The organism is Blastococcus sp. TF02-8 (assembly GCF_003319175.1).
Taxonomy (GTDB): domain Bacteria; phylum Actinomycetota; class Actinomycetes; order Mycobacteriales; family Geodermatophilaceae; genus Blastococcus.
The window spans coordinates 271,915-290,565 of sequence record NZ_QOHK01000001.1; the positions used below are offsets into that span (position 1 = coordinate 271,915).

The following is an 18,651-nucleotide window of genomic DNA, read 5'->3' on the forward strand; positions in this document are numbered from 1 at the left end:
CCGTCGACGCTAGCGGCTCAGCCGGGCTTCCACGGGCACGGCCGGCCGGAGCGGTTCCGCCCCGTGCTGCAGCCGGCGGGCGACCGCGCGCAGGTCGAGGTCCGGGAGCAGCCTGCTGTCCTCGCCGACCCGCACCAGCGGTGCCGACCGGAGGGTCGCGCCGTGGTCGGCCGCCGCACCGCGCACCGTCTGCTCCGGATCGGCCCAGGTACGCGGGGCGATGGTGCGCAGGGCGTCCACCGCGAAGGCCACCGGACTGCCGTCGACGTCGACCAGCGGCAGGCACGCGGACTCCCCCGCGGGCTGCTCCCGCCGGCCCAGCAGGGTGGCGAGGCAGAGGACCGGGACGGCGGCACGCCGGTGGGTGATCAACCCCAGCAGCCCGGGCACCGCGGTGCTGGTCACGCTGGCGGGGAAGGGCACGATCTCGGCGACGTGGTCCAGCGGGGTGGCGATGTCCACGCCGATGGAGAAGATCAGGTACGACGGCGCGCCGGTGGCCGCCGCGGCGGCCACGGCGGCGACGTCGTCGCCGCGGGCGGGCGCGGTGTCCAGGGCGGTGTTCACCGAGGCGAAGCCGGTGAGCTCGGCGTCGGCCCGGAGCGCCGCGCCGTCGAGGACGAGGCAGTCGCCGAGGCCCTCGACGTCGACCATGCCGGCGAGCAGGTCCGGCCGCGGGAGCGCGTACGGCGGGGTCGGCAGCACGTCCTCGTCCGCGACCTCCGCGAGCTCCAGCAGCTCACTGAGCCCCAGGACGACGTATCCCGGCCCGAGGTCGAGGACGAGCCCGGCGCCGGTGTCCCCGCTGCCGAGCTCGCCCAGTCCCAGCAGGACCAGCGGGTCCACGACCGGGACCTCGCGGTCGGAGAAGTGCACGATGCCGCGGCAGGTCCCACTGGTCAGCACCGACGGCAGGATCTCCGGCGTCGGCAGCGTGGTGTGCACGTGGGCGGCGTCGACCGCGAGGCGGTACGGACCGCAACGCAGGACGGTGAGCATCCGGCGCGCCCCGCCGGGGCCGGCGGCGCCGACGGAGGCGGCGTCCCGGGTCACGTCGGTGACCGTGGGGACGCCGGGCAGCGCCAGGATCGCCCCGGCATCCAGGATGCTGTGCGCCTGCCCGGTCTCGGGGTGGCGGAAGGTCGAGGAGAACAGCAGCCCGCCGCCCTCGGTCCGGGCGCCCACCAGGTCGCCGGCGGGAACCTTGCAGATGCCGCGGACCTCGTCGGCGAGCAGCCCCAGCACCTGGCCCCCCGAGGCGACGACCACGACCACCTGGTCGGGACGACGCTCGACCGGCCGGCCGAGGACGGCACCGAGGTCGAGCACCGGCAGCACCGTCCGGCGCAGCTCGAGGGCGCCGAGGAGCCCGGGGGCGGCAGCCGGGATCGCGGCCAGCTCGGCGGGGCAGGGCACCACCTCCCGCAAGGCCGACAACGGCAGCGCGACCTCCGAGCCGGCCATGCGGAGCAGCCCGTAGACGACCTCCGCGGGCCCCTCGGCGTCCGCGGCGGTCACGCCGGCTCGGCCGAGGCCAGCTGGGCGATGAGCTCGTCGACCTCCCGGGAGGCCGCCTGCTGCTGCTGGGTCGAGGCGGAGATGCCGCGGATGGTGTCGTTGGTGCGGGTGACGCTGTCGACGATGCGCTCGAAGGCGCTCTCGGCCCGCTTGGACACCTCGGACCCCTGGGCGACCCGTTCCGCGGACTCCTCGATGAGCCTGCCGATCTGCTGCGAGGCCTCGAAGGACCGCTCGGCGAGCTTGCGGACCTCGCCGGCCACGATCGAGAAGCCGATGCCGTGCTCGCCGGCGCGGGCCGCCTCGATCGAGGCGTTGAAGGCCAGCAGGTTGGTCTGGTTGGCGATCTCCCCCATCACCCGGACGATCTCGGTGATGGAGTTGGACGACTTCTGGATCAGCGCGATCGCCTCCAGCGAGGCCCGCAGCGCCTCGACACCCTGCTGCGCGTTCTCCTGGGTCTCCCCGGCCAGGCTCGTGGCGGTCTGCGAGCTCCGGGCGATGTCGTCGATGGAGACGGCCAGCTCCCGCACCGACGCGGCCATCGCGCGGGTGCCGGTGGAGACGCGGTTCTCCCGCTGGACGTCGGCGGTCACGTCGTAGGCGAACTTGACGACCTTGTACGGCTGCCCGGAGAGGTCGAGGATCGGGTTGTAGGTGGCCTGGATGTGCACGTCGCGCCCGAACTTGCCCTTGCGGTGGAACCGGCCGGCGAGCACCTCGCCCTTGCCCAGCCGGATCCAGAAGTCGCGGTACTCCTGGGAGCGGATGTAGTCGTCGTCGCAGAACTCGCTGTGGTGGTGACCGACGATCTCGCGCAGCGAGTAGCCCATGGTCCGCAGGAAGTTCTCGTTGGCGGAGAGCACGTTGCCCTCGAGGTCGAACTCGATGACCGCCTGCGCGCGGTCCAGGGCGGCGATCCGTGCCTCCACCTCGGCGGCCCGGCGCTTGGCCTCGGTGACGTCGCTGGCGAACTTGACGACCTTGAACGGCCGGCCCGCCTCGTCGAGGATGGGGTTGTAGGTGGCCTGGATCCAGACCTCCTTGTCGCCCTTGCCGACGCGGCGGTACTCACCGGTGTGGAAGTCACCGGAGGCGAGCTTCTCCCAGAACTTCCGGTACTCCTCGGTGGCCGTGTAGGCCGGGTCGCAGAAGATGCGGTGGTGCTTGCCCTGGACCTCGGCGAGCGTGTAGCCCATCACGTCGAGGAAGTTGGCGTTCGCCGACAGCACCCGCCCCTCGAGGTCGAACTCGATGACCGCCTGCGCCCGCTCGATCGCGGTGACCTTGCCGGTGAACTCGTTGGTCTGCCGCTTGGCGAGGGTGATGTCGCTGGCGAACTTCACGATCTTGATGGGCTCGCCCGCGGCGTCGAGGATCGGGTTGTAGGTCGCCTGCAGCCAGATCTCGGACCCGTCCTTGTGGCGGCGGCGGAACTCTCCCGACTCGTACTGGCCCTGGCCCAGGCGCTGCCAGAACTGGGCGTACTCCTCCGAGGCCGCGTACCCGGGCTCGCAGAACATCCGGTGGTGCCTCCCCCGGACCTCCTCCAGGCTGTAGCCCGTCGTGTCGCAGAAGTTCTGGTTGGCGTGCAGCACCCGACCGGTCAGGTCGAACTCGATGACCGCCTGTGCCCGGTCCATCGCCGCGACCTTGCCGCGGAACTCGGCCTCGGCGAGCTTGGCCTCGGTGATGTCACTGGCGAACTTCACGATCTTGGTCGGGACGCCGGTGTCGTCGAGGACCGGGTTGTAGGTCGCCTGCAGCCAGATCTCGGACCCGTCCTTGGCCACCCGCTTGAACTCACCGGACTCGTAGGCTCCGGCACCGAGCCGCGCCCAGAAGTCGGCGTACCCCGGGCTCGACGCCAGGGACGGCTCACAGAACATGCGGTGGTGCTTGCCCTGGATCTCGTGCAGGGCGTAGCCCGTGGCGTCGCAGAAGTTCTGGTTGGCGGTGATGACGGTGCCGTCGAGCCGGAACTCGATCACCGCCTGCGCCCGGTCGATCGCGGCGACCTTGCCGCGGTGGTCGGTCTCGGCCTGCTTGGCCTCGGTGATGTCGTCGGCGATCTCGAGCACCCTGACCGTCGCGTCGTCCCCGCCGGTCACCGGGAGGTAGGTCGAGCGCAGCCACAGCTGGCGACCACCCTTGGCCACCCGCTTGCTCACCGCACTGGGCTCGAGCGTGCCGGCGGCCAGCCGCTCCCAGCACTCGGTGTAGGCGGCATCCTCGGTCGTCGCCGGGTCGCAGAACATGCGGTGGTGCCTGCCCTCGACCTCCCCGAGCGAATAGCCCACCAGGCCCAGGAAGCCCTGGTTGGCGGTGAGCAGCGTGCCGTCCGGCGCGTACTCGGCGATCGCCACGGCCCGCCGGAGGACGTCGACGATGCTCCGGAGCTCGAACAGTTCCCCGGAGGGCGTGGCGGACGAGCTGGACGGCATGGAGGCACCTCGGAGCAGACAGGTTCGACCGGGCCGCATGGTTGGACCCGATCCATCCATCGGCGGGGGCCGCCGCCGGGTTGATCCGACCAACCCCCTGCGCCCCTCGCGTCACAGGCGCCGCAGCCTCCTGCGCGGCTGCCGACCCGCCGACGAGGCAGCGGGCAGGAACGGGCACGATCCACCGTCGTGCGCTCAGTGCGGCCGGACGGCCTTCCCCGTGAGGTCCGGATCCTCGCCGTCGTCGCCTTCGTCGTCGCCCTCGGCTTCGGCATCGTGGCACCGGCGATCCCCCTCTTCGCGCGCGACTTCGGCGTCGGCCGCACGGCGGTGGGCCTCGCGGTCAGCGCGTTCGCGTTCTTCCGATTCGTCTCGGCCTTCGGCGGCGGCACGCTGGTCGAGCGGTTCGGCGAACGGATCGTGCTCGCCACCGGCCTCGGGCTGGTCGCCGTGACGACCGGTCTGGCCGGGCTGGCCGGCTCCTTCCCGCTGTTCCTCACCCTGCGCGCGGCCGGTGGGATCGGCAGCGCGATGTTCACGGTGTCCGCGCTCTCGCTGCTGTTCCGGGTCGCGCCCCCCACCCACCGCGGGCGCGCCGCGGCGACCTGGCAGGGCGGCTTCATCCTCGGCGGCATCGCGGGGCCCGCGGCCGGCGGGCTGCTGGCCGAGCTCTCGCCGCGGCTGCCGTTCTTCCTCTACGCGGGCTTCCTGCTCGTCGCCGGCGCCGTCGCGCTGGTCCTGCTCAGGGCGGCTCCCGAGCAGGGCGACGGTGCCCCCTCCCCCGGGCCGGACCTGGAACCCGGGCCGGTGCGGCTGACCACGGCGCTGCGCTCGCGCGCCTACGTCGCCGCACTGGTCGCCAACCTCGGCACCGGGTGGTTCCTCTTCGGCGTGCGCAACTCGATGGTCCCGCTGTACGTCACCGAGGAGCTCGGCCGCACCGTGGCCTGGGCGGGCGCGGGGCTGCTCGCCGGCTCCCTGGCCCAGGCGCTGGGGCTGCTCCGCTCCGGCCGGCTGGTCGACCAGTGGGGGCGGCGGCCCTCCCTGGTGCTGGGCTCGGCACTGGCCACCGCCTCCGTGGGCGCGCTGGTGCTCCCGCCGCAGCTGCTGGTCTTCCTCGCCGCGATGGCCCTGTTCGGCCTGGCGGCGTCGCTGTTGTCGAGCGCACCGGCGGCGCTGGTCGCCGACATCAGCCCCGCGCGGGGCGGGCGCCTCGTCGCGGTGTTCCAGATGTCGGCCGACCTCGGTGCCGTCGCCGGTCCGCTCGTGGCCGGCTGGCTCGCCGACGTCGCCTCGTTCCAGTGGGCCTTCGCCGCCACCGCGGTCGTGGTCGGGGCGGGCCTCCTGGCCGCGCTGTCCCTGCCCCGGTCGGTCACCTCGCCCGGACCTGGCTGACCGGACGGGCCGGTCACCGACGAGTTGCTTAGCCGTTCTAACCTCGGTCGGGTGAGCGGTGGTCAGGGTGGGGCGTCGGGTGTCGGGTTCCGGTCGGAACGGGGCCCGGTCCTCATCGGCGTCATGCTCTCGACCGGCCTGGTGGCCATCGACTCGACGATCATCGCCACCGCCGTCCCGTCGATCGTCGACAGCCTGGGCGGCTTCGCCGAGTTCCCGTGGCTCTTCTCGGTCTACCTGCTCGCCCAGGCGGTGACCGTCCCCGTCTACGGCAAGCTGGCCGACGTCTTCGGCCGCAAGCCGGTGATGCTCTTCGGCATCGGCCTGTTCCTGCTCGGCTCCGTCCTGTGCGGCCTGGCCTGGAACATGACGGCGCTGATCGCCTTCCGGGCGGTCCAGGGCCTCGGCGCCGGCGCGGTCCAGCCGATGTCGATGACGATCGTCGGTGACCTCTACTCCCTGGAGGAGCGGGCGAAGGTCCAGGGGTACATCGCCAGCGTCTGGGCGATCTCCTCGGTCGTCGGCCCGACGCTGGGCGGCGTCTTCTCCGAGTACGTGAGCTGGCGATGGATCTTCTTCGTCAACGTGCCCCTGTGCCTGGTCGCCGCGGCCATGATCGGGCTGCGGTTCGACGAGCGGGTCGAGCGGCGGCGCCCGCGCGTCGACTACATCGGCGCCGCCACGCTCACCACCGCGCTGACCCTGCTGATCCTCGGTCTGCTGGAGGGCGGCGAGGCCTGGGCGTGGTCCTCCGCCCCGAGCATCGCGGTGCTGGCCGGCGGCGCGGCGCTGCTGGCGGTCTTCGTGCTCGTCGAGCGGCGGGCGGCGGACCCGGTGGTCCCGCTGCACCTGCTGCGCCGCCGGCTGCTGGTCGCCACCAACCTGGTGGCCGCCTGCGTCGGCGCGATCCTGCTGGGGCTCACCTCCTACGTGCCGACCTTCGTGCAGGAGGTGCTGGGGACCGGGCCGCTGGTCGCGGGCTTCGCGCTCGCCGCGCTCACCATGGGCTGGCCCATCTCCGCGTCGCTGGCCGGCCGGGTGTACCTGCGCATCGGCATCCGGGCGACCGCCCTCCTGGGCAGCGCCGTCGTCGTCGCCGGCGCGGGGCTCCTCCTCGCGCTGGACGAGGGGGCGAGCGTGGTGCAGGTGGGCGTCACGTCGTTCGTCATCGGTCTCGGCATGGGCTTCACGGCCGCCCCCACGCTGATCGCCGCGCAGTCCGCCGCACAGTGGCAGGAGCGGGGCGTGGTCACCGGGGCGAACATGTTCTTCCGCTCCGCGGGCAGCGCCGTCGGGGTCGCGGTGTTCGGCGCGCTGGTCAACGCGCGTCTCGGAGGAGCCGACGTCGAGGGCGGCGGGGTCTCCCCCGACGCGCTGACCTCCGCGGTGCACCTGGTCTTCCTGGCGACGGCGGTGCTCGCGGTCGCCATGCTGGCCGCCGTGCTGCTCATGCCCCGCGACCGCGGCCGGGCGCAGGGCGAGCCGCGGGCCGCGGAGCCCGTCGCCGCGGCCTGAGCGCGCGCCGGGCTACGAGCTGCGGTCGCCGCCGCGCGGCGACCGCGACGCCAGCCAGGACTCCCAGTCCGAGCGTCCGCGGCGGCTCAGCCCGGCCACCAGGGCCACGGCGACGACGAGTGCGACCACCGCGGCCAGCCCCACGACGACCGCGACGGTCTGCCACTCGAACAGCGGCGGGACCGTCATGCTGCCCGGAGGCGGCGTGGTCGTGGCGGGATCCATGGCACCAGGGTGCGCGACCGCGGCGGACGGGAAACCGCTGTGCCGCCCGGCTCACCCCGACGGGGCAGGCGCAAGGCTCGGCCGGAGGGCGGGTCACCCCGTCCGGGTGACCCGCTCCGGTCTCGGAACGCCAGGCGTCGTGACCCGCCGTAGCGTTCCGAGGCGATCTACGTCACGACGCCGGGAGGCAGAGGATGAGCACGCAGACCCACGTCGTGGACCACACGGCAGCGCCGGTCGGGGCCGACGCCACCGACGAGGTGCCCACCGCGGTCGAGCGGGACCGGCCGAAGGTGTCCGGCGATCTCGCCGACGTGCTGGGCTCGGCCCCGATGTTCCGCCGTGCCGTCGCCGGCTACGACCGCTTCGAGGTCGACACCTACGTCCGCTGGGCCGAGGAGGAGCTGGCCACGGCCGAACGCGAGCGCGAGCACCTGATGGTGCGCCACCTGAACACCGTCGCCGCGCTCGACGACGCCCGCCGGCTGCTCGACCACTCCAGCAGTGGCCGTGAGCTGCTCGGCACCTCCCAGCGCATCGGCACGTTGCTGGCCGCGGCCGCCGACGAGGCCGACGGCATCCGGGCCGACGCGCAGGCCGAGCGCGCCGCCGCTGCGGAGGCGGCCGCCCGCCTCTCCGCCGAGGCGGCGCAGGCGCTGGCCGCGGCCGACGACGAGGCGGCGCGCCGGCTGGCCCTGGCCGCCGAGCAGGCGGCAGGTCTGCTCGCCGATGCCCGGGCCACCGTCGAGGATGCGGAGCGCACCGGCGCCGAGCTCCGCGCCGAGGCCGAGCGCTACCTGGCCGAGGCCCGGCTCACCGGACGGCTGGCCGAGGAGGACGCCGACCGGCTCCGGCAGCGCGCGGCCGAGCACGCGCTGGCGTCCCACGAGCAGGCCAGGCAGGAGATCGTGCGGATGCTCGCCGTCGGCCGCGAGGAGCGCCGGCGCGCCGACGAGGAGGCCGCCGGGGAGCGCCGCCGGCTGGACGACGCGGCAGCCGCGCGCCGGTCCGCGCTCCTGGCCGAGACCGAGGCTCTGGAGGCCCGGCTGGTCGCCCTGCGCGCCGAGGCCGCGGCCCTCAGCTCCCCCACGCCCGCCGCGACCGGTGGCTGGTGGACCTCGGCGGCCCTCCGGTGGCGGTCCCGCTCGGCCTGACGGCCCCGGCCGTCACTCGAAGACGACGGTCCGGTTCCCGTGGATCACGACCCGGTTCTCGGTGTGCCACCGCACCGCGTGCGCGAGTGCCCGGGTCTCGGCCTCCCGGCCCCGGGCGGCGAGCTCGTCGGGGTCCAGGGCGTGGTCGACCCGCAGCATCTCCTGCTCGATGATCGGCCCCTCGTCGAGGTCGGCCGTCACGTAGTGCGCGGTCGCCCCGATGAACTTCACCCCGCGGGCGTGCGCCTGGTGGTAGGGCCGGGCGCCCTTGAAGCTCGGCAGCATCGAGTGGTGGATGTTGATCGCCCGGCCCTCGAGGTGGCGGCACAGGTCGTCGCTGAGGATCTGCATGTACCGGGCCAGGACCACCAGCTGGACGCCCTCCTCGCGGACGATGTCCAGCAGCGCCGCCTCGGCCTCGGCCTTGGTCTCGCGGGTCACGGGGATGTGCCGGAAGGGGACGCCGTAGAAGTCCGCGATGTTGGCCAGATCCGGGTGGTTGGAGACGACCGCGACCACGTCGAGGTTGAGCTCGCCGATGGAGTTGCGGAACAGCAGGTCGATCAGGCAGTGGGCGTACCTGCTCACCATGATCAGCACCCGCTGGCGCTCCGCGGCGTCGGCCAGCCGCCAGTTCATCGCGAACCGTGCGGCGGTCTCCTCGAAGGCCGCGCACAGCGCCGGGAAGTCCAGCGGACCGCCCTCGAGGTGGGCGAACTCGACCCGCATGTAGAACATGCCGCTGGTCGGGCTGTCGAACTGGTGGCTCTCCAGGATCGTGCAGTGCTGCTCCATCAGGAACCCCGACACCGCGTAGACGATGCCGGGCGAGTCCTGGCAGGAGAGCACCAGGACACCGTGCTGGGCGCCGGCGAGCCGCGTCATCGCGCCTCCCTCAGGTCGGGCCGCCGCGGCCGGCCCACCGGCCGCGTCCGGGTCTGCGCTGAACCTATGCAGGGCGGCGAGTGTGACGGATGCCGCAGATGACGTCTCGTGGACGGCGGGTCCTGCCGCCCCGCCCGCGACAATCGACGTAGGCGCGGGCGCCGCGCGGGCGCTTGTCGGGCCGACGGCGGGCGCGCACCCTGGCCGCACTGCCCGCCCGGGCACCGACGCCGCGCACCCGGAGGACCGATGGCCCGCATGCACGCCCGCTCCACGACGATCTACGGTGAGCCCGGCGCGGTGGAGGCCGGCATCGCCTACGTGCGCGACGAGGTGATGAGCGAACTGGGCACCGTGGCCGGCTACGTGGGGTTGTCGATGCTCGCCGACCGGGCCACGGGGCGGTGCATCGTCACCACCTCCTGGGCCGACGAGACGGCGCTGCGGGCCAGCGAGGAGCGCGTCCGGTCCCTGGCCGAGCGGACGGTGGCCTCCCTCGGGGGCGCCCCTGTGCTGGAGGAGTGGGAGGTGGCCGCCATGCACCGCGTGCACGAGCCGCACCCGGCGGCAGCCGGCCGGGTGACCTGGCTGCGCACCGACCCCGACGGCGTCGACCGCGCCGTCGACGCCGTCCGGCTCTCCCTCATGCCCAAGCTCGACGACCTGCCGGGGTTCTGCGGCGTCAGCGTCCTGACGCGCCGGGCCGACGGCCTCGCCGTCGCGTCGGTCTCCTACGACACCCGCGCGGACCTCGAGCAGGCTGCCGAGGGCGCCCGGGAGTTCCGGGAGGAGTTCGCGCCCACGATGGGCATCGAGGCCGTGGACACCGCCGACTTCGAGGTGGCCATCGCCCACCTGCGGGTGCCCGAGACGATCTGAGCCGTCCCGGGCACCCGCCCGGTCAGCCCAGCCGCGCGGCCAGCCGCGGGTAGACCCGCCGCACGTTGTGCTCGAACACGTCCGCGCGGGCCTGCTCGTCCAGCGCGCCCTTGTCGAAGGCGGCGTCGATGTAGCGGCGGGTGTCGTCGTAGTGGTGGCCGGTGCGCTCGTCGATGCCGCGCACGGCGCCGACCATCTCCGAGCCGAACAGGACGTTCGGGGTGTCGATCACCTCGAGCAGGAGGTCGATCCCGGGCTGGTGGTAGACGCAGGTGTCGAAGAAGACGTTGCCCATCACGTTGGTCTCCACCGGCGGCTGCCCGAGCATGTCGGCCAGCCCGCGGTACCGGCCCCAGTGGTAGGGCACCGCTCCCCCGCCGTGCGGGATCACCAGCCGCAGCTCGGGGAGGTCGGTGAACAGCTCCCCCTGGATCAGCTGCATGAACGCCGTGGTGTCGGCGCTGATGTAGTAGGCACCGGTGGCGTGGAAGAACGGCGTCGCCGAACCCGAGACGTGCACCATCGCCGGCACGTCGAGCTCCACCATCGCCTCGTAGAACGGGTACCAGCTGCGGTCGGTCAGCGCCGGCGAGGTCCAGTGACCGCCGCTGGGGTCGGGGTTGAGGTTGCAGCCGACGAACCCGAGCTCCTCCACGCAGCGCCGCAGCTCGGCGATCGCCCCCTCGATCGGCGCCCCGGGCGACTGCGGCAGCTGGCAGACGCCGATGAACCGGTCGGGGTAGAGCGTCGTCACCCGGTGGACCAGGTCGTTGCTGCGGCGGGCCCACTCCAGGCTGACGGCCTCGTCGCCGACGTGGTGCGCCATGGCCGAGGCGCGCGGGGAGAACAGCGTGACGTCGATGCCGCGCTCGTCCATCAGGCGCAGCTGGCTGCCCTCGATGGTCTCCCGGATCTCGTCGTCGCTGATCGAGGGATAGGCCGGCGGCGTGGTGCCCGCCTTCCAGGCCGACACCTGCTCCTCGCGCCAGGCGGTGTGCGCCGCCGGGGCGGTGGTGTAGTGGCCGTGGCAGTCGATGATCACGCCGTCCCCTCCTGGGCGTCGCGCAGCTCGGCGAGCAGGTCACGGGCCGCGGCGGCCACCCGCGGGGTGACCCCCAGCTCGCCCAGCTGCTCGGTCGCCGCGGCCATCTCGTCGGCCCGCCGTCGGGCGTGCCGGTGGGTCCCCTCGACCAGCCGGTCGATGGTGCGGTCGTCGAAACCGGCCAGCTCGGCGCTGATGTTGCCGCGCAGCCAGTCCGCGCAGCCCGCCGCCTCGCCGGCGGCCAGCGCCTCCACCACGGCGGCGGCCAGGCCCTTGTAGAACACGCTGCGCAGGAGCTTGCGGGAGATCGCCTCCCCCACCGGGCCGGGCTGCACCGTGACCTCGGCTCCCAGCGGCGACAGGAGGTCGGCGTACCGCTGCGCCGCAGGACCCGAGACGAGCATCGGCGTGCGCAGGCCCTTGCCCGGCACGGGCGCCATCAGGGCGACGTCGACGACGTCGACCCCCTCCCCCGCCGCCTCCGCCACGGCCGCCTTGACGCCGGGTGAGGCGGTGTTCAGCTCGCCCCACACCGTGCCCGGGCGGAGCCCCGGGAGCGCGTTGGTCAGGGCGGTCAGCGCGTCGTGCGAGCTGTTCACGCTGAGCACGAGCTCGGCATCGGCGACCGCCTCGGCCTCGCTGCCGCGCGCCTGCACCCCCTCGACGGCGACGCCCTTCGGGTCGTAGCCGCGGACGTCGGCCCCGGCGGCGACGAGGTCGGCGGCGATCAGGGCACCGGCCTCGCCGAGCCCCAGCAGGGCTATGCGGGCGCTCACCCGGCAGCGCCCGGCTGCTCGACCGGCGGCGTGCCGTGGGTGTGGAACGTCGAGATCGTCTGCAGCCCCCAGGCCTGGCCCTTGGCCCGCTCGGCGGCGTTCCAGTCGATGGGCTGCCAGTCCGGCGCGAACACCAGCCGGGCGCCCGGGTTGTCCAGCTCGATCCGGTTGCCCGCCGGGTCCCAGACGTAGAGGAAGAAGCTCTGCTGGATGGTGTGCTTGTGCGGGCCGGTCTCGATGTGGATCCCGTGCTCCAGCGCCAGGTCGGCGGCGCGGATGACGTCGTCGCGGCTGTCGACGGCGAAGGACAGGTGGTGCAGCCGCCCGGCGGTCCCGGTGTTGTCCCGGGTCCACACCGCGTCGTAGCCCTTGTTGGTGAACGTCGTCCAGCTGCCGGCCACGCCGTCGTCCAGCACGATCTGCTCGGTGATCATCCCGCCGAGCACGTCGACGGCGAAGTCGCGGTTGGCGACCGGGTCCACGGCCAGGTAGTTGATGTGGTCGATGCGGCGGACGCTCACGCCCCGGCCCGGATAGGCCTGCGCCTGGTTCTTGAGCGCCGGCCTGAGGTCGCCCTCGGGCCGGTACCACTCGCACTCGTAGTAGACGCCCATCTCGTGGCCGTCGGGATCGGTGAAGACGTACACCGGGCCGTACCCGGGATCGCCGTCCTGCCATCCCCGGCCCAGACCGGTGGCCTCGATGGCCGCCACCCGGCGCTGCAGCGCCTCGGGGCTGCTGGCCCGGAAGTTCGTGCGTCCGACCCCGGGGCGGGGCGCCGCGGTCAGCTTGATCGTGGTGTTCTCGTAGTCGTCCCACGCGCGCAGGAAGACCGAGTCACCCTGGCGGCCGTTCTCGGTCATGCCGAGGTAGCGGACGTAGAAGTCGAGGCACTCCTCGGGCTGGTCGGTCAGCAGCTCGACGTGGGCGAGGTGCGCGATGTCGTGCAGCGGCGGCACGGGGGTCTCCTCTGGTCGGGTCGGCGGGGCGGGCTCAGGCCCGCGGGAAGGCGAGGCCGTCGAAGAGCTTGCGGGCGGTGCGGACCACCCCGGAGCGGAGCACCCGCGGCGGGGTGGCGGAGCCGTCGACCACCACGTCGACCATCAGGTGGCCGGTCGGGTGCTCGACGTCGACCCGCGAGGTGTCGGTGGGCCAGTCGGCGGTGAGCTCGTGCCCGACGGCGCCCGGCAGCAGCATCCCGGTGACGACGCTGACCGCGCCCAGCACGCCGATCGAGCTGTGCGGCTGGACGGGGATGAACGAGCGGGTGCACACCTGACCGCCGTCCCGCGGCGCGGAGAGGAGCACGGTCTTGGGCACCGAGGCGCCCGAGACGTCGCCCATGCCCATGAGCTCGGCGGCCTTGCGGCGGAAGGCGTCGATCCGCTCGAGCAGCGGCACGTCGGCGGCGAGCTCCTCGTGCCGCTCGTCCCCGGTCAGGCCGAAGGAGGCGGCGTCGGCCAGGACGACCGGCATGCCGTTGTCGACGCAGGTGACCTCGATGCCCTCGACCGTGTCGCGCACGTGGCCGGTCGGCAGCAGGGCGCCGGTCGCCGAACCCTCGGTGTCGGTGAAGGCGAGGACCACGGGGGCCGCCGTGCCGGGTACGCCGGCGATCCCGACGTCCCCGCGGTACTCGACCCGGCCGCCCGGCGTCGGGAACGTGGCGACGGCGACGCTGTCGGAGTTGACCATCCCGATGCGCACGCTGGTCTCGCCGTCGCCGGCGGGTACCAGTCCGCGCTCGACGGCGAAGGGGCCGATGCCCGAGAGCATGTTGCCGCAGTTCTGCCGGTCGCTGACCGTCGCCTCGTCCACGCCCAGCTGCAGGAACAGGTAGTCGACGTCCACCTCGGGGTCCGGCGACGGCGAGACGATCGCGACCTTGCTGGTGAGCGTGGTGGAGCCGCCGAGCCCGTCGATCTGCCGCGGGTCGGGGGTGCCCATCAGCCGCAGCAGCAGGTCGTCGCGCTCGGCCGGGTCGGCCGGCAGGTCGCGCGCCTCGAAGAACAACCCCCGCGAGGTGCCGCCGCGCATCATCGTGGCGCGGACGCCGGTGCCGTCGTAGTCCATCACTGCTCCCCGACGTGCTCCTCGTAGGTGACGTACTCGATGCCGAAGTCGGCCAGCCGGTCCCGCAGGCCGTAGCGGTCCAGGCCCAGCTCTCCTCGCTGGAAGGCCGCGCGGCTGGCGGCCTCCTTGTCGATCCGGGCCTGGCCCGCGGTCAGCGCCCGGGACACGTCGGCGCGCGGCACCACCATCACGCCGTCGTCGTCGGCCAGGACGACGTCGCCGGGGTGGATCGTCTGCCCGCCGAGCACGACCGGCACGTTCACGGCTCCGGCGGTCGCCTTGACCGAGCCCTGCGCGCTCACGGCGCGCGACCAGGCCGGGAAGCCCATCTCCTGGAGCTCCGCGACGTCGCGGACGCCGCAGCCCAGGACGACGCCGCGGACCCCGCGGTGGGCCAGGGCGGTGGCGAACAGTTCCCCGAAGAGGCCGTCGGTCGAGGGCGAGTTCGTGGCCACCACCAGCACGTCGCCGGGCCGGCACTGCTCCACCGCGACGTGGATCATCAGGTTGTCGCCGGGCCAGCAGAGAACGGTGACCGCGGTGCCGCCGATGCGCGCGCCCGGCCACGCGGGTCGGAGCTCCGGGCCGAGGTAACCGACCCGCCCCAGCGCCTCGTGCACGGTGGCGACGCCGAACCCACCCAGCTTCTCGGCGTCCGCGGCGTCGGCGCGCGGCGGATCGGTGACGACGACGTTCCTCATGCTGCTCCTCCGGAAGGGCTGGACTCCGACAACGCGGTGATGACGCCGCGGAGGTGGTTGCTGGCCGCGGCCTCGGCCCGCTCGGGGTCCCGATCGACGATGGCGTGCACCAGGTCGGTCAGCCCGCCGAGGCTCACCCGGGGACGGCCGGGCCGCAGCGAGAGCTGGAACTGGTGGCGGACGAGCTGCGCCTGGAGCCGCCCGACCAGGTCCGCCGCGATCGGGTGGCGGGCCGCCTCGGCGACCAGGCCGTAGAGCTGGCGGATGAGCTCGGAGTACTTCTGCAGGTCACCGGAGTCGACGGCGGCGGCCATGGCGTCCACGTGGGTGCGCAGCCGCGCGGCCTCGTCGTCGGTGATCCGCTCGGCCGCCTTGCGGGCCAGCAGGCCCTCCAGCGGCACCCGGCACTCGGTGATGGCGATCGCCTCCTCGGTGGAGACCACCCGGACGCGGGCACCCTTGTTCCGGATCCGCTCGACGAGCCCCTCGGCCACGAGCGCGTCGATGGCCAGCCGGACCGCGCTGCGGCTGACCCCGATCAGCTCGACCATCTCGGCTTCGACCAGCCGGTATCCCGGCGGCATGTCGCCACGGGAGATGGCTTGCCGCAGCACGTGCTCCGCCGTTGCCTGGTCCGGGGATGGCATGGGCGAACGCTAGCTCAGCCCGCGCACATTGCCAACAATCCTGACGACAATCTCGGCATGTTCCGGCACCACGGCGTACCGGCGCACGGCAGCGGGCGACGCCTGCGGGGCGGCCGGTCCGGGGACGGGCCGCCCCGCAGGGTCACGCGCGGATCACTGGAAGGACTCGACCGTGTCGTAGCCCTTGCCGTTGTACTTCTGCACGACCACGGTGGAGACCGCGGGCTGACCGTCCTCGGTCGTGTTCACCGAGGTGTCGGGCAGCATGAGCGGCGCCTCGAAGTCCTTCACGGAGCGCAGGGCCTCCATGAAGCTCGCGCGGGTCGGCTCCTCCATCTTCATGAAGACCTGCTCGAGGGTGGCGCCGACCATCCAGCTCCACTGGCAGTGCGGGAACGCCGGCGGCTCCGGGTAGTCCCCGTACTGCTTGAGCGCCGCCAGGTACTCGACGACGTCCTCGTCCTGGGCGAACGCCGGGCTCGCCGGCGCCTTCGCGAAGGACACCGAGTAGACGCCGGGGTAGGCCGTCGCGCCGCCGGGCTGGAGGATCGCCCCCGGGCTCGACGTGTTCGAGGGCAGGAACCAGCTCGGCTTCCAGTTCAGCTGCTGCGCCTTCTGCAGGGCGGCGATCGTCAGCGGGGTCACCGACATCGCGTTGAAGATGACATCGGCGCCGGTGGAGGAGAGCTCGGTGATCTGCGCGTCGACCGAGGTGTCGGTCGCCTCGTAGGTGAGCTCCTTGACGATCTCGATGTTGTCGGCGTCCTCGACGGCGGACTTGAAGCCCTCGACGTAGCCCTCGCCGAAGTCGTCGTTCTGCGACAGGATCGCGACCTTGTGGTCCTGGCTGGAGCCGGCCAGCAGCTTGCCGAAGGCCTCGCCCTCGTTCTGGTAGATGGGCACGAAGCCCAGCTGCATGGGGCTCTCGTCGGTGTCGCTGAACAGCGGGTCACCGGTCATGATCAGCGCCTGCGGCACCTCGTCGGCGATCGCGGCCTCGCGCCAGGCCCGGTTGGTCGGCGTGCCGAGTCCGGCGGTCATCGCGAAGACGTCGTTCTTCAGCTGGTCGTAGTTGGCCTTGGCCTTCTGCGGGTCGTACGTGTCGTCCAGCGCCTCGATCTCGACCTTGCGGGTCTTCCCGTCGCCGAACTCGATGCCACCGTCGGCGTTCTTCTTGCCGAAGTAGGCCTTGACGCCGGCGACGGTGCAGGTGCCGGGGCCGGCGGTGGTCCCGCTGAGCGGGGTGGTGATGCCCAGGGTGACCGAGTCGTCCGTGATGCCCGGGCTGGCCTCGCCGCTGGAGCGCGAGCCGCCCCCGCCCCCTTCGGCACAGGCGGGGAGCGCGAGCGCGAGCGCGGACGCGACGGCGAGCCCGAGCGCCCTCCGCGATCGAAGATGCGTGTTCATGCGTGACCATGCCTCTCTGTCTCTGGTTCCCCCGCCGCGGGAGCCGACCCAGCGGTCGACGGCGGAGTGGTCGATGGCGCGGCGGCGCCGTTCCCGGCGCCGGAGCGCCGGCGGCCGCGGGTCACCGCGCGGAGCAGCGACGCGAGGCCGCCGGGGAGGACGAACAGGACGGCGAGCAGGATCGCGCCCTGCAGCAGGGCCGTGAGGCTCGCGTCGATCTCGTTCGTCAACTGCGGGACGAGCACGTAGTAGGCGCCGCCCAGGATCGATCCGACGATGCTCCCGGCGCCGCCGATCACCATGGCGGCGAGCAGCTGGATCGAGTGCCCGAAGCTCATCGTCTCCGGCGACGTGTACTGGATGACGTACATGTAGAGGAAGCCGCTCACCCCGCCGATCAGCGAGGCGATGGTGAAGGCGAGCACCTTGTACCGGTAGGGCGAGATGCCCATGGACGACGCCACGTGCTCGTTGCCCTTCACGATGGCGAACGCCCGGCCGAACTTGCCGCGGACGAGGCTACGGGTCAGCAGGAAGACGATGCCCCCGATGACCAGGACCACGTAGAGCGTCCACTGGTCGTTGTAGAGGCCGCTCCCCTCCGGGGCTCCCCCCATGCGGGCGGAGATGCCCTGCGACCCGCCGGTGACGTCGCCGAGCCGTTTCGCGAGGGGGACGCCGACGATCGGCAGGGCGATCGTCACCATCGCGATCGCGAGCCCGCCCAGCCGCGCGGCGGCCAGCGCCACGACCAGCCCCGCGACGGCGGGGACGACGCAGGCGAGCAGGAAGACCACGACCACGTTCCAGTCGTGCTGGACGCCGTACGCGGTGACGTAGGCGCCCAGGCCGAGGAAGAAGATCTGGCCCAGCGAGACCTGCCCGGTGTAGCCCATCACCACGTTGAGGCCCAGCACCGCGACGGCGAAGACGCCGACGCGGGCGAGCGTCTCGTTGGCGAACTGCGGCAGCACCAGTGGCGCGACCACGAGGACGACGAGGAGCAGCAGCGCGCCGGCCCGGCGCACCCACGGGCGCTCGGTGAAGGAGGGCGCCGGGGACGCTGCGGACGGGGACGGGGTGGCCTGCACGGCCGAGGCGGAGGCCATCACACACGCACCACGGTCTTCCGGCCGAAGAGGCCCTGGGGTCGGACGATGAGCACGACGAAGATGAGGATGAAGGGCACCGCGACCTTGAGGTCGTAGCCGATGAACGGCACGTACACCGCGGCCAGGTTCTCCAGCACGCCGATGATCCAGGCGGCCACGACCACGCCGACCGGGCTGGTGAGACCGCCGAGGATGACCGCGGCGAGCGCGTAGACGAGGGCGTTGTCGAGCATGCCCGGGGTCAGCGTGAGCTGCGGGGCGACGAGTGCCCCAGCGACCGCGCCGAGCGCCGCAGCGAGACCCCAGCCGACCATGAGCAGTCGCCCGACGGGGAGCCCCGAGTAGGACGCCGACTGCGGGTTGATCGCCACCGCCCGCAGGGCCAGCCCCAGCTTCGTGCCGACGAAGAGCGCCTGCAGCAGTGCCATGACCACGACGATCACCAGCGTGGTCCCGATCGAGCGGATGCTGACCGACACCCCCAGGAACGACACGGTGTCGAGGGGGAAGAGCGAGGGGAACGACTGGTTGTTGTAGGTCCACAGCCAGCCGGCGACCCCGGTGATCAGGGTGAGCAGCCCAATGGTGACCACCACGGCGGTGTCGGGGTCCCCCCGCTCGAACCGGCGCATCAGGTAGCGCTCCACCACGGCACCGAGCACGAACGAGAAGACGATCGACAGCAGGATGGCCAGGACCAGGGGCACCCCCCGGTTGGTCAGCGCCCACGCGACGTAGGCGGCGAGCACGGCCATGCCGCCCTGCGCGAAGTTGATCAGCCCGGTGGCCTGGTTGACCAGGACGATGGCGAGCGCGATCGCGGCGTAGACCGAACCGGTCGACAGGCCGTCGACCACGAGCTGGACGAAGGTTCCCAT

Annotated in this window: 17 protein-coding genes; 4 read left to right on the top strand and 13 right to left on the bottom strand. The window is 73.0% G+C overall.

Translation table 11 applies throughout. From position 1 onward, the window contains the following. Nucleotides 1-9: 9 nt before the first annotated feature. Together DQ237_RS01315 and DQ237_RS01320 are read right to left on the bottom strand one after the other, a co-directional pair. Nucleotides 10-1,518 carry a chemotaxis protein CheW gene (locus tag DQ237_RS01315; protein WP_240619314.1) on the bottom strand — a complete coding sequence of 503 codons (1,509 nt, stop codon included), beginning with the start codon at nucleotides 1,516-1,518 and terminating at the stop codon, nucleotides 10-12. Next, nucleotides 1,515-3,962 (bottom strand): PAS domain-containing methyl-accepting chemotaxis protein, encoded by a 2,448-nt coding sequence (locus DQ237_RS01320; RefSeq protein WP_240619315.1) that lies wholly within the window; start codon nucleotides 3,960-3,962, stop codon nucleotides 1,515-1,517. The genes DQ237_RS01315 and DQ237_RS01320 overlap by 4 nt, the downstream gene beginning before the upstream one ends. Nucleotides 3,963-4,151: 189 nt before the next feature. Between DQ237_RS01320 and DQ237_RS01325 the strand changes: the two genes are divergently transcribed. Both DQ237_RS01325 and DQ237_RS01330 read left to right on the top strand, forming a co-directional pair. Continuing rightward, entirely contained in the window at nucleotides 4,152-5,357 is a 1,206-nt protein-coding gene (locus DQ237_RS01325; protein ID WP_113796327.1) for an MFS transporter, read from the top strand. A gap of 51 nt (nucleotides 5,358-5,408) precedes the next feature. Further along, complete coding sequence (locus DQ237_RS01330; RefSeq protein WP_240619316.1) at nucleotides 5,409-6,872, top strand: MDR family MFS transporter; 1,464 nt, start codon at nucleotides 5,409-5,411, stop codon at nucleotides 6,870-6,872. Nucleotides 6,873-6,884: 12 nt separating this feature from the next. Here the strand turns inward: DQ237_RS01330 and DQ237_RS19380 are convergent, their stop codons facing one another. After that, on the bottom strand, nucleotides 6,885-7,097 hold the full coding sequence (locus DQ237_RS19380; protein ID WP_147251715.1) for a hypothetical protein: 213 nt from the start codon (nucleotides 7,095-7,097) through the stop codon (nucleotides 6,885-6,887). A 194-nt stretch (nucleotides 7,098-7,291) separates the two neighbouring features. Between DQ237_RS19380 and DQ237_RS01335 the strand changes: the two genes are divergently transcribed. Further along, nucleotides 7,292-8,251: a hypothetical protein gene (locus DQ237_RS01335; RefSeq protein WP_113796329.1), complete on the top strand. Its 960-nt coding sequence runs from the start codon at nucleotides 7,292-7,294 to the stop codon at nucleotides 8,249-8,251. Nucleotides 8,252-8,263: 12 nt separating this feature from the next. Here DQ237_RS01335 and purU read toward each other — a convergent pair whose 3' ends face one another. Further along, a complete protein-coding gene (gene purU / locus DQ237_RS01340) occupies nucleotides 8,264-9,136 on the bottom strand; it encodes a formyltetrahydrofolate deformylase (RefSeq protein ID WP_113796331.1) in 873 nt (290 codons plus the stop codon). 249 nt (nucleotides 9,137-9,385) lie between these two features. Between purU and DQ237_RS01345 the strand changes: the two genes are divergently transcribed. After that, complete coding sequence (locus tag DQ237_RS01345; RefSeq protein ID WP_240619317.1) at nucleotides 9,386-10,015, top strand: hypothetical protein; 630 nt, start codon at nucleotides 9,386-9,388, stop codon at nucleotides 10,013-10,015. A gap of 22 nt (nucleotides 10,016-10,037) precedes the next feature. On the opposite strand, the gene DQ237_RS01350 is transcribed toward DQ237_RS01345, so the two are convergent. The 9 genes from DQ237_RS01350 to DQ237_RS01390 form a co-directional block, all read right to left on the bottom strand. Next, nucleotides 10,038-11,057: an amidohydrolase family protein gene (locus DQ237_RS01350; RefSeq protein ID WP_113796334.1), complete on the bottom strand. Its 1,020-nt coding sequence runs from the start codon at nucleotides 11,055-11,057 to the stop codon at nucleotides 10,038-10,040. Continuing rightward, nucleotides 11,054-11,833 carry an NAD(P)-dependent oxidoreductase gene (locus DQ237_RS01355; RefSeq protein ID WP_113796336.1) on the bottom strand — a complete coding sequence of 260 codons (780 nt, stop codon included), beginning with the start codon at nucleotides 11,831-11,833 and terminating at the stop codon, nucleotides 11,054-11,056. The genes DQ237_RS01350 and DQ237_RS01355 overlap by 4 nt, the downstream gene beginning before the upstream one ends. Further along, nucleotides 11,830-12,792 (bottom strand): VOC family protein, encoded by a 963-nt coding sequence (locus DQ237_RS01360; RefSeq protein WP_113796338.1) that lies wholly within the window; start codon nucleotides 12,790-12,792, stop codon nucleotides 11,830-11,832. Before DQ237_RS01360 ends, DQ237_RS01355 begins: the two co-directional genes overlap by 4 nt. A 34-nt stretch (nucleotides 12,793-12,826) precedes the next feature. Next, nucleotides 12,827-13,906: a 4-oxalomesaconate tautomerase gene (locus tag DQ237_RS01365; protein ID WP_113796340.1), complete on the bottom strand. Its 1,080-nt coding sequence runs from the start codon at nucleotides 13,904-13,906 to the stop codon at nucleotides 12,827-12,829. Next, a complete protein-coding gene (locus DQ237_RS01370) occupies nucleotides 13,906-14,607 on the bottom strand; it encodes a 4-carboxy-4-hydroxy-2-oxoadipate aldolase/oxaloacetate decarboxylase (protein ID WP_113796342.1) in 702 nt (233 codons plus the stop codon). The genes DQ237_RS01365 and DQ237_RS01370 overlap by 1 nt, the downstream gene beginning before the upstream one ends. After that, nucleotides 14,604-15,254 carry a GntR family transcriptional regulator gene (locus DQ237_RS01375; RefSeq protein WP_113796344.1) on the bottom strand — a complete coding sequence of 217 codons (651 nt, stop codon included), beginning with the start codon at nucleotides 15,252-15,254 and terminating at the stop codon, nucleotides 14,604-14,606. Before DQ237_RS01375 ends, DQ237_RS01370 begins: the two co-directional genes overlap by 4 nt. Before the next feature lie 153 nt (nucleotides 15,255-15,407). Next, nucleotides 15,408-16,661 carry an ABC transporter substrate-binding protein gene (locus DQ237_RS01380; RefSeq protein ID WP_113796386.1) on the bottom strand — a complete coding sequence of 418 codons (1,254 nt, stop codon included), beginning with the start codon at nucleotides 16,659-16,661 and terminating at the stop codon, nucleotides 15,408-15,410. After that, the gene (locus tag DQ237_RS01385) at nucleotides 16,658-17,770 is read right to left on the bottom strand and encodes a branched-chain amino acid ABC transporter permease (protein WP_113797376.1); all 1,113 of its coding nucleotides are present in this window, start codon (nucleotides 17,768-17,770) and stop codon (nucleotides 16,658-16,660) included. The genes DQ237_RS01380 and DQ237_RS01385 overlap by 4 nt, the downstream gene beginning before the upstream one ends. After that, complete coding sequence (locus tag DQ237_RS01390) at nucleotides 17,770-18,651, bottom strand: branched-chain amino acid ABC transporter permease (protein WP_113796388.1); 882 nt, start codon at nucleotides 18,649-18,651, stop codon at nucleotides 17,770-17,772. Before DQ237_RS01390 ends, DQ237_RS01385 begins: the two co-directional genes overlap by 1 nt.